The organism is Arthrobacter sp. TB 26, from assembly GCF_000427315.1.
GTDB lineage: Bacteria > Actinomycetota > Actinomycetes > Actinomycetales > Micrococcaceae > Arthrobacter.
On record NZ_AUPJ01000514.1, the window covers coordinates 1 to 10,529 of the forward strand.

Below are 10,529 nucleotides of genomic sequence, written 5' to 3' on the forward strand. Positions count from 1 at the left end.
GCCGGCGTGCTGGCCCGCGCCGAAGCCGCCGCCAAGGCTGCCTCCGCACCACAGGTAGTGTCCAGGCCCGCGGCAGGGATCCCCTCCGCGGGCATCTCCGAGGAGGACTTCACCGGCAGGCCACCCGTCGCCGCGAACACCGCTTACGGGCTCGATCCCCTCGACGCGGACACCGCCGGCCTCGGCAGGGCGCGCCGTCTCCGCCTCGTGCAGTTGGCGGTGCTGGCCCTCGGCGTCATTGCGCTGATCGCCGGCATCACCCTGATCATCACTGGCCTCCCCGGCTAAGCACCTTCGTTCGTGGCCTTGCCCTTCCGGCAGACGGCCCTTCCACGCATTTGAACAACACAAGCTTTTTCACCCCAACAAGGAGTCCCGTGACTGCAACAGAATCATCCATCGCCTCAGCCCGCCACGCAGCCCGAGCTGCCGCGGAAAAGCTCGCTGAGGACATCGTCGCCATGGACGTCAGCGAACGGCTGGCCTTGGCCGACATCTTCCTGATTGCCTCCGCACCGTCCGAGCGCCAGGTCAACGCCATCGTCGACGGCATTGAAGACGAACTCTCCAAGTTCGAGCTCAAGCCGATCCGCCGCGAAGGACGCTCCGGCGGCCGCTGGGTCCTGCTGGACTACGGCGACATCGTCATCCACGTCCAGCACGAGGAGGACCGCGTGTTCTACGCCCTGGAGCGCCTCTGGAAGGACTGCCCCGTCGTGGACCTGCAGCTCGGCGACGACGCTTCCGCGAAGGCCGCAGCAGCCTCCGACGCGGAGTAGCAGCCCGGGGAGCAGCGGAATATGCCCGATTTGGAATTTTCCGAAAGGCTGTTCTAAGATATTTGAGTTGCTTCGGAGAGATCCGGACAAGAACCGGGACCGATAGCGTAAGCGGACGGGTTCGGAGCAACGAAAATTCGGGGCTGTGGCGCAGCTGGTAGCGCACCTGCATGGCATGCAGGGGGTCAGGGGTTCGAGTCCCCTCAGCTCCACCGGATAATCCGCCGGAATCGAAAGATTCCGGCGGATTTTTTGTGTGCGGATTCGTCGGGGAGGAACTGCGGGTTATCGGATAAGAAGTGTGAAAAACCCGGGCGGGTCAGCGCGTCCAGCCGGGACGCCGGGCTACCGGACTCGGGCGCCGCTGGTCTCGCCCCGCGACTGCGGTCCGGGGGCACTTTGACACGGACGCGCCGCGGATACCGGACCGAAGGGGCCGGAATCGTGCCCAAAGGCGCCCCGGACGGCGAACGGAATGTCAGAAGCTCCCGCTCCCGCGCACACCAGTGCATCCACCCGAGCGGATCGCCAGGCAAGGCTGGCTCCGGCGCCGGTGACTGCCAGCAGCATCCTTTCGTTCCGAGCCAGCGCCGCCTCGGCCCGGAACTTGTGGCCTTACGGGACTTTTCCACTCGAGGGCGTGTCGATTCGCGTGAACCGGAAATGTAGCTTAAGATAAACAGGTTGCTTCAGGGAAGACAGTCCTTCGCAGGAAAGATTCCCAAGTGATTTCGGGGCTGTGGCGCAGCTGGTAGCGCACCTGCATGGCATGCAGGGGGTCAGGGGTTCGAGTCCCCTCAGCTCCACCGAAGAGGTCCTGCTCATTGAGCGGGGCCTCCTTTGTTGTACCGGGGGTCCCTTGTTTGTTTTACGTCCCCTGTTTGATCGGGGTCTTTGCCCTGCGCAGGCACCCGCGCACTGTGCCACCTGCCGGGATCTCTGTCACTTGACGCGGCGCCGGCTCTCCCGCCAGGCCCGCCACGCGCCCGTGGACCACAGGGCCCACAGCACCAGCAGCGGCTGGAAAAGCAGGCGGATTCCGCGGCTCACGTCCGAGTTCAGGCCGAACGAATCGGTGCCCGTGGCGAACTGCGAGACGTTCCCCGGGAAGACGGCCACGAAGAAGGCCGCAACAATCCACCCCAGGGCCACCCGCCGCCGTGTGAGCAGCAAGAGGCCCAGGCCCAGGCCGATCTCCACCAGCCCGGAAGCGACGATCACAAAGTCGACGTCCAGCGGCAGCCAGGCCGGCACCTGGGCGCGGAACGCCTCACGTGCCCAGCCCAGGTGGCTGACGCCGGCCAGGATCAGGAACCCTGCCAGCACCAGCCGGCCGGCGGCCCGGGAAGCGGAGCGCAGCCGGGAATCCGCGGCCCTGGTTGGAATCGGACCCGGGGTGGGCACCCGACCGTGCGACTGGACTGGACTGTCGGCCAAAAGGCGCCGCCTTCACGGTTGGGGAAATCAGCGGGGGAGACCAGCTTAGCAATGCGGTCTCAACCACCCGTCGTCCGGGCTGCTCGACTAAAGTTGAGGACGTGAATGAGACCCTGCCCCCGTGCCCCGAATGCTCCAGCGAATACACGTACGAGATGGGGGCGCTCCTGGTCTGCCCCGAGTGCGCACATGAGTGGTCGCCCGCCGCGGAAACGGAGACCGACGATCAGGAAGCGAAACCGATCAAGGACGCCGTCGGCAACATCCTCGCCGACGGCGACACCGTCACGGTCATCAAGGACCTCAAGATCAAGGGCAGTTCCACCGTCATCAAAGTCGGCACCAAGGTCCGGGGGATCCGGCTCGTCAACGGTGTCGGCGACCACGACATCGACTGCAAGGTCGACGGCGTCGGGCCCATGCAGCTGAAATCCAGCGTGGTCAAGAAGATCTGAGCAGGTATGTCCGCAGGGGTTCGCGTCCCGGTCCGCTCGGCCGACGTCGTTGTCATTGGCGGGGGCCAGGCCGGGCTCTCCGCCGCCTACCACCTGCAGCGCCGCAGCCTGGTCCCGGCAGGGACCGTTCCGGAAGGCCTTGATCCATCCGGAGGGCAGGCCAGGAGCTACATCGTCCTGGACGCCGAGGACGGCCCCGGGGGAGCCTGGCGGCACCGCTGGAAGAGCCTCCGTATGGCCACCGTGAACGGCATCAGCGACCTGCCCGGCCTCCCGCAACCCTCCGTCGATCCGGAGGAAGCCAGCTCAAGCTTCCTGACCCGCTACTTCGATGGCTACGAACACCAGCTTGCGCTGGCCATCGAACGTCCCGTCAAGGTCCGGGCCGTCTCCCGGGAAGACAGCAACCCGGACGGGCGGCTGCGGATCACCACCCCGCGCGGCGACTGGTCCGCCCGGGCCATCATCAACGCCACCGGCACCTGGACCCGGCCCTTCTGGCCGATCTACCCGGGACAGGCCACCTTCCAGGGACGGCAGCTGCACGTTGCGGACTACGTCTCAGCCGAGGAATTCCGCGGCCGGCACGTGATCGTGGTGGGCGGTGGCATCTCTGCCGTCGGCCTGCTCGATGAGATCTCCCAGGTCACCACCACCAGCTGGTTCACCCGCCGGGAACCCGTCTGGCGGGACGCCGCCTTCGACCGCCAGGCCGGGCACGACGCCGTCGCGCTGGTCGAGGAGCGCGTCCGGCAGGGGCTGCCGCCGCAGAGTGTCGTCGCCGTGACCGGCCTGATCTGGACTCCGGCCCTGCGGGCGGCCGCCGCCCGGGGTGTCCTGGAGCGCCACCCCATGTTCACCGATATCAGGCCCGGGGGAGTGCAGATGGCGGACGGCAGCTTCCTGTCCGCCGACGTGATCCTCTGGGCCACCGGCTTCCGCGCCGAACTGGAACACCTCGCCCCGCTGCACCTGCGCGGCCCCGGCGGCGGGATCGCCATGGACGGCACCCAGGTGGCCGCGGAACCGCGGGTCCACCTGGTGGGCTACGGACCGTCCTCGTCCACGATCGGCGCCAACCGTGCCGGCCGGGCCGCGGTGGCGGGCATCCTGCGTTTTTTGGGGGAGCAGGATAAGTTTGCAGGGGCCCTCACTCACCGGGCCTGAACACCCTGACTCATCAACCCCACTCACCAAAAGGCGGCAGCTCGCGCGTGGCGGACAACAAGCTCGACTCCCTCTTCTCCCGGCTGGGCAGGTTCCCGGATGTGGAGGCGGCCAACCTGCAGGCCTGGGACGCTACGGACACGCTTCTCCTGGACACGGCCCGCGACATGCTGGCGGCCGGGCTCCTGCCCCCGGACGGCAGGCTGGCCATCGTCGGGGACCGCTACGGCGCGCTGACACTGGGGGCCCTGGCTCTGGGCGGCCCGAACCCTGACGCCGACGGACCCGGCCTGGTGAACGGTCCGGTCCGGGTGCACCAGGACCTCATCACCGGTGAACGTGCCCTTCGCAACAACGCCGGGAAGCTGGGCGTCGACGGCGGCTTCGAACAGCTGCCGCTCGGCGCCGGGCTCCTGTCCGGGGCCACCGTGGTGCTGCTGCAGCTGCCCAGGTCCCTCGCGGAGCTCGAGGAGATTGCCGACGCCGTCGCGCGCCATGCCGCACCCGACGTCGTGCTGCTGGCCGGCGGCCGGGTCAAACACATGAGCCTGGGCATGAACGCCGTGCTGGAGCGCCACTTCAGCGAGGTCCAGCCCCAGCGTGCCCGCCAGAAGTCCCGTATCCTCCTCGCCCGAATTCCCAGACCTGCCACCGGCGCCCCGCCATTCCCCGTCACGGAGGTCAATGCCGAGCTGGGACTGACCGTATGCGCCCGGGGCGCCGTTTTTGCCGGCACCGGGCTGGACATCGGCACCCGGTTCCTGCTGGACTTCCTGCCCCAGATGCCGCCGGCACGGCACGCCATCGACCTGGGCTGCGGCACCGGAATCCTCGCCGCCATGTACGCCCGCAGCAACCCCGGCTCCCGGGTCACGGCCACGGACCAGTCCGCCGCCGCCGTCGACTCCGCCCGGGCGACAGCTCAGGCCAACAGCCTCGCAGACCAGATCACGGTCCTGCAGGACGACGCCATGGCCTCGCTTCCCGCGGCCGGCGCCGATTTGATCCTGCTCAACCCGCCCTTCCACGTCGGCGCGGCAGTGCATGCCGGGGCCGGCATCAAACTGATCGAGGCGGCCGGACGGGTCCTCGCGCCGGGCGGGGAACTCTGGACGGTGTTCAACAGCCACCTGCACTACCGGCCCGCGCTGGAGCGGCTGATCGGCCCCACCCGCGAGATCGGCAGGAACCCCAAATTCACAGTGACGGCAAGCACCCGGAAATCCGCCGAAGTGTGAAGCGGGGCGTGTGGGCGGTCACAGGGGCGTAACGTACGATTCTGACATAAGCAGTGCGCAGCCAAAGACGTTTAGGGGTATCAGTGTCTGAGATCCGCCAGCCCTCGCCGAGGCGCGGAACCAATTTGCCCCGCATGGGGGACTTCAACCTCACGGTGATCGTCGATGCCATCCGGCGTTCCCCGGCCGGCCTCAGCCGGGTGGAACTGGCCCAGATCGTTGGCCTGTCCCCGCAGACCATCTCCAACATCTCCCGCCGGCTGCTGGACCAGGACCTGATCTACGAGGCAGGCAAGGAAGGCACCGGGCCGGGCAAGCCGCGGACCATGCTCAGGCTCAAGTCCTCCGGCATGTACGCCGTGGGTGTCCACCTGGATCCGGCCGTGACCACGTTCGTGGTGCTGGACCTGGTCGGGGCGGTGGTCAAGCATTCCCGGATTAAGACCCCCGCCGGCACCGATCCCGGGTCCGTGATCGAGACCATCGCCGCCGAAATCAAGCAGCTCATCACGGACTCCGGCGTCGACCCGGCACGGATCGCCGGCCTGGGGATCGCCTCGCCCGGACCGATCGACCTCGAAGAGGGCACCGTCGTCGACCCTCCGCTCCTGCTCGGCTGGGACCGCGTGCCGCTCCGCGACGCCCTGGCCGCGGCCACCGGTTTATCCACCATCGTGGACAAGGACGTCACCAGTGCCGCCGTGGCGGAGACCTGGGCAGGCGGTCCGAGCGGCGCCGGAAGCTTCGTCTTTATGTACATGGGCACCGGAATCGGCTGCGGAATCGTACTCAACGACGAAGTCGTCCGCGGCACCTCGGGCAACGCCGGCGAAATCGGCCACATCATCGTTGATCCGGATGGCCCGCCGTGCGACTGCGGCATGCGCGGCTGCGTCAAGTCCTCCTGCATTCCGCAGGTGCTGGTGGCACGGGCCGTCGAAGCCGGAGTGCTCGAGGGCCCGCTCGAGGCCGTGACCGGCCCCGCCATCCAGGAGAGCTTCGCCGCACTGTGTGCCGCGGCCGGCGCCGGCGACCCGAGGGCAGAGGCGATCATCGACCACTCCGCCGTGCTGGTGGCCCGTGCCGTCTCCACCGTCACCAACGCCCTGGACGTGGACCGTGTTGTTTTCGGCGGACCCTTCTGGACCTGCCTCTCGCAGCGCTACCTCGAACGGATCCCGGAGCTCGTCCGTGAAGGCAGCGCAACCCGGAAAATCCACGAGATCGAAGTCGTCGGCACCGGTGTCGGCGAGGACGTCGGCGCGATCGGTGCCGCCTGCCTCGTGCTCGAACACACGCTGGCACCCCGCTCGCAGCGGCTCCTGCTCGAGGGCTAGAGCCGGCGGACTGAACCGGGCGGGCTGACGCGGGCGGACTGAACCGGGCGGGCTGACGCGGGCGGACTGAACCGGCAGACCCGGCCCAGCACTCCGCCGTCAGTCGATGTCCTCGACGACGGTGCCGAAGGGAATGGACTCGTCCACGTGCGCCTGGTGGCCGGTGGGGCCGCGGTTGTACGACACCTTGACACCGTGGGCCTTGTCCGCTGCGGACTGCATCAGGATGGGCCGGACCGTGTTGATGAAACTCTCGCTCTTGCCGGCGAGATACTCCTGGTAGCTGGCTGGAAGCTGGATCATGGCAAAAGGATAGTCCTGCGCGGTCGCCTTGGGGAGTGCCTGCGGCAGCCATCCCTGACCGCTCACGGAGTGGCCCTGGTGAGCCTCGCAGCGAACAATATTCTGTCCGGGACCGAAATATGCCGTAAAGCTGCGTCTTAATTCGCGGACCGACTTGAACGCCTCCCGGGTGGACCGTAAAGTTCTATCCAAGTTACCTCAGTAACGTGTCAGCGATCCTCCGCTGAAGGTCAGCCCCATGGCGGCCCAGGAGGGTGTGGGTGCCCCCATGTGGGCCTGACATTTGCTCACGGACAACTTCGTATCAGGCGTAACAGTCGCGGCTGCGTCCTGCTGGAGTTTCCTCCGTGTTCCCCAAACTCAATTCACTGACCGCCCCCGTTTTCCGGGCACAGCCGACAGTGTTCACAGCCAAGGACGCAAATGTCTCCACCAAGCCTTATTGACACCCATCCAAATCTTGCCGGAACGGCCCCTGTCGCCCTGTCCTACGAACTGTTCCCGCCGCGGTCGCCCGCAGCCGCGGAATCGCTCTGGACCACCATCGGCGAACTGGAAAGCACGGACCCGGACTACGTTTCCGTCACGTACGGCGCCAGCGGCTCCAACCGGAACACCGCCGTCGAACTCATCAACCGCCTTGTCCAGGAAACCACCCTGCGGCCGCTGGCGCACCTGACCTGTGTGGGGAACTCACCCCAGGAGCTCGCCGAGGTCATCGGCGAACTGCTCGACGTCGGCGTGCGCGGCATCCTGGCCCTGCGCGGCGACCAGCCCAAGGACGGCGGTGTCCCTCCCGAGGGATCGCTGCGCTACGCCCAGGACCTGATCGAGCTCATCCGCCGCGTCGAACAGCGCCGCTCCGCGCTGCTCTGCGCCGGCAAGGTGGCCGTCGGCGTCGCCGCGTACCCCACGCGGCACCCGGAATCCCCGAGCGAGGCGCACGACGTCGAGGTGCTGCTGGCCAAGCAGCGTTCCGGCGCCGACTTCGCCATCACCCAGGTCTTCTTCCACACCGAGCAGTACGCTGACCTGCTGACCCGGGCACGCCGGGCCGGCGTCACCATCCCGATCATCCCCGGCGTTATGCCGCTCACCAGCATCCGCCGGCTCACCCGGCTCAGCGAGCTGACCGGCGTCGAACCGGCCCCGGAACTCATCGAACGGCTCNNNNGCCGCCGATACCGACGCCGAACGCACCCGGATCGGGGTCAGCGCCACCGTGGACCTGGCCAACGCCGCCCTCGACGCTGGCGCCCCCGGACTGCACCTCTACACCTTCAACGAACACGCCGCAGCCCTCGACGTGCTGGACAAACTCGCCCTGCCCCGGCAGCGAAGCGGCAACCGGCACAGGAGCCACCAGCGCCCGGCCGGCCGCCGCCAGCTCGCCAGCTGACCACAACCTTCCTTCCGCACCACACACCACCAACTCTTAGGACTTTCCCATGACTGAAAACACCACGCTCAAGCCCACCCCGTTCCCGGCTGCCTCGATCCTGGGCTACCCCCGCATCGGCCGCCGCCGCGAACTGAAGAAGGCCGTCGAGTCCTACTGGGCCGGCACAATCGACGCCGCCGCCCTGGACGCCGCCGCCAAGGCAATTCAGCTCGGCACCGCCAAACGCCTGCAGGGCCTGGGACTGACCGAAGCTGCAGCTGTTCCCGGGACGTTCTCCTACTACGACCAGGTGCTCGACGCCGCCGCCCACCTCGGCGCCGTGCCCTCGCGCTTCGGCAACCTCCTGAACGCCGAAGGCCAGCTCGATGTCGACGGCTACTTCACCCTCGCCCGCGGCAACAAGGACCAGCAGCCGCTGGAAATGACAAAGTGGTTCGACACCAACTACCACTACCTCGTCCCGGAAATCGGCCCGGAAACCACCTTCTCGCTGACGTCCAACCGGATCGTCGAGGAATTCGAGTACGCCCTCGCCAACGGCGTGGAGACCCGCCCGTACCTCGTCGGCCCGGTCACGTTCCTGCTGCTGAGCAAGGCCTCCGACGACGCCCCGGCCGGCTTCAGCCCGCTGTCCCGACTCGAGGACGTCCTGCCGGTCTACACCGCACTCCTGGAGAAGCTTGCCGCCGCCGGCGCCAGCTGGGTCCAGCTCGACGAGCCCGCCCTCGTGGTGGACCAGGACACCCCGGCCGAGGAAATCCAGGCCGCCGTCGCCCGCTCCTACGAGGTGCTCTCCGCCGCCGCGAACCGCCCGCAGCTGTTCGTCTCCACCCCGTACGGTGCGCTCAACGGCCAGCTCGGCACCCTGGCCGCGACCGGCATCGACGCCCTGCACGTGGACGTCTTCAAGGGCGAGGTCCCGTCCGCCGCGGCCCTCGCCGCCCTGGGCAGCAAGACCCTCGTCGCCGGCGTCGTGGACGGCCACAACATCTGGCTCAATGATCTGGCCGCCTCGGCGGAGAAGATCGCCGAACTGCAGAAATCCGTCGCCAGCCTGGCCGTCAGCACCTCCACCTCCACCCAGCACGTCCCGCACGACGTCGACGAGGAGGTCCAGCTCTCCGCTCAGCTGCGCAGCTGGCTCGCCTTCGCCGACCAGAAGGTCACCGAGGTTGTCACCCTCGCCGGCCTGCTGAGCGACCCCGACGCCGTCCGGCCGGCCATCGACGCGGCCACCCGCATCATCGCCGACCGCGCCGCAGCCGACGGCGTCCGCCGCGCCGAGGTCCGGAACCGCACCGCCGCCCTGACCGCAGCCGACTTCAGCCGCTCCGCGTACGGCGTCCGCGAAGCCGCGCAGACCGAGGCCCTGCACCTGCCGCCGCTGCCCACCACCACCATCGGCTCCTTCCCGCAGACCGGCGAAATCCGCACCGCACGGGCCCGCGCCAACAAGGGCGAGCTCAGCACCGGGCAGTACAAGCAGCTCATGAAGGATGAGATCAAGCGCGTTGTAGAGCTGCAGGAAGAGCTCGGCTTCGACGTCCTGGTCCACGGCGAGCCCGAGCGCAACGACATGGTCCAGTACTTCGCCGAGAACCTCGAAGGCTTCGACGTCACCGTCCACGGCTGGGTCCAGTCCTACGGCTCCCGCTGCACCCGGCCCTCGATCCTGTGGGGCGACGTCACCCGCAGCGCCCCCATCACGGTGGAATGGGCCAAGTACGCGCAGTCCCTCACCAACAAGCCGATGAAGGGCATGCTCACCGGCCCGGTCACCATCCTCGCCTGGTCCTTCGTCCGCGACGACCAGCCCCTCGGCGAGACCGCCAACCAGGTGGCCCTCGCCCTCCGCGACGAAATCGCCGACCTCGAAGCCGCCGGCATCAAGATCATCCAGGTGGACGAGCCCGCCCTGCGCGAACTCCTGCCGCTGCGCAAAGCCGACCAGGCCGCCTACCTGGACTGGTCCGTCAAGTCCTTCCGCCTCGCCACCGCCGGCGCAGGGGATTCCACCCAGGTCCACACCCACCTGTGCTACTCCGAGTTCGGCACCATCATCGACGCGATCGACGGCCTCGACGCCGACGTCACCTCGATCGAGGCCGCCCGCTCCCGCATGGAGGTTGTCCACGACCTCGAGTCCCACGGCTTCGGCCGCGGCGTGGGCCCGGGCGTCTACGACATCCACTCGCCGCGCGTCCCGGGCGAGCAGGAAGTCACCGAACTGCTCAGCACCGCCGTCAAGCACGTCCCGTCCCGCCAGCTCTGGGTCAACCCGGACTGCGGCCTGAAGACCCGCGGCTACGCCGAGACTGAAGAGTCCCTGCGCAACCTGGTCACTGCCACCCGGACGGTCCGTGCCGGACTTCTCGAAGCGGCCAAGTAGCACCAGGCTTAAACAGCGGCGG

General features: G+C 68.1%; 8 protein-coding genes, 2 tRNA genes and 2 pseudogenes. 10 read left to right on the forward strand and 2 right to left on the reverse strand.

What is annotated here, in order from left to right; translation table 11 throughout:
- The 4 genes and pseudogenes from K789_RS0120305 to K789_RS0120320 all read left to right on the forward strand — a co-directional run.
- Positions 1-288 (forward strand): annotated as a pseudogene (locus K789_RS0120305) (hypothetical protein); the annotation flags it as partial.
- A gap of 89 nt (positions 289-377) precedes the next feature.
- Positions 378-779 carry a ribosome silencing factor gene (rsfS, locus tag K789_RS0120310; protein WP_024368350.1) on the forward strand — a complete coding sequence of 134 codons (402 nt, stop codon included), beginning with the start codon at positions 378-380 and terminating at the stop codon, positions 777-779.
- A gap of 139 nt (positions 780-918) precedes the next feature.
- Positions 919-991, forward strand: a tRNA-Ala gene (locus K789_RS0120315).
- Between the two features lie 521 nt (positions 992-1,512).
- A tRNA-Ala gene (locus K789_RS0120320) sits at positions 1,513-1,585 on the forward strand.
- Between the two features lie 136 nt (positions 1,586-1,721).
- On the opposite strand, the gene K789_RS0120325 is transcribed toward K789_RS0120320, so the two are convergent.
- Entirely contained in the window at positions 1,722-2,138 is a 417-nt protein-coding gene (locus K789_RS0120325; protein WP_029705513.1) for a membrane protein, read from the reverse strand.
- A 179-nt stretch (positions 2,139-2,317) separates the two neighbouring features.
- On the opposite strand from K789_RS0120325, the gene K789_RS0120330 reads away from it, so the two are divergent.
- The 4 genes from K789_RS0120330 to K789_RS0120345 all read left to right on the forward strand — a co-directional run bounded on the left by K789_RS0120330 (position 2,318) and on the right by K789_RS0120345 (position 6,413).
- Entirely contained in the window at positions 2,318-2,671 is a 354-nt protein-coding gene (locus K789_RS0120330) for a zinc ribbon domain-containing protein YjdM (protein ID WP_024368352.1), read from the forward strand.
- Between the two features lie 6 nt (positions 2,672-2,677).
- Positions 2,678-3,838, forward strand: coding sequence for an NAD(P)-binding domain-containing protein (locus K789_RS0120335; protein ID WP_024368353.1), 1,161 nt, complete (start codon positions 2,678-2,680; stop codon positions 3,836-3,838).
- A gap of 47 nt (positions 3,839-3,885) precedes the next feature.
- A complete protein-coding gene (locus tag K789_RS0120340) occupies positions 3,886-5,076 on the forward strand; it encodes a class I SAM-dependent methyltransferase (protein WP_024368354.1) in 1,191 nt (396 codons plus the stop codon).
- Positions 5,077-5,159: 83 nt separating this feature from the next.
- Positions 5,160-6,413: an ROK family transcriptional regulator gene (locus K789_RS0120345; RefSeq protein WP_024368355.1), complete on the forward strand. Its 1,254-nt coding sequence runs from the start codon at positions 5,160-5,162 to the stop codon at positions 6,411-6,413.
- 99 nt (positions 6,414-6,512) lie between these two features.
- On the opposite strand, the gene K789_RS0120350 is transcribed toward K789_RS0120345, so the two are convergent.
- Entirely contained in the window at positions 6,513-6,716 is a 204-nt protein-coding gene (locus K789_RS0120350; RefSeq protein ID WP_024368356.1) for a hypothetical protein, read from the reverse strand.
- Between the two features lie 423 nt (positions 6,717-7,139).
- Between K789_RS0120350 and K789_RS23690 the strand changes: the two are divergent.
- Both K789_RS23690 and metE read left to right on the forward strand, forming a co-directional pair.
- Positions 7,140-8,115: pseudogene (locus K789_RS23690) on the forward strand (methylenetetrahydrofolate reductase).
- A gap of 49 nt (positions 8,116-8,164) precedes the next feature.
- A complete protein-coding gene (gene metE, locus K789_RS0120360; RefSeq protein WP_024368358.1) occupies positions 8,165-10,507 on the forward strand; it encodes a 5-methyltetrahydropteroyltriglutamate--homocysteine S-methyltransferase in 2,343 nt (780 codons plus the stop codon).
- The last annotated feature ends 22 nt before the right edge of the window (positions 10,508-10,529 follow it).

What these genes read in the sequence shown, in the direction of transcription:
- K789_RS0120335 (WP_024368353.1), top strand. Translation starts at nt 2,678, where the DNA reads ATGTCCGCAGGGGTTCGCGTCCCGGTCCGCTCGGCCGACGTCGTTGTC.
- K789_RS0120350 (WP_024368356.1), bottom strand. Translation starts at nt 6,716, where the DNA reads ATGATCCAGCTTCCAGCCAGCTACCAGGAGTATCTCGCCGGCAAGAGC.
- metE (WP_024368358.1), top strand. Translation starts at nt 8,165, where the DNA reads ATGACTGAAAACACCACGCTCAAGCCCACCCCGTTCCCGGCTGCCTCG.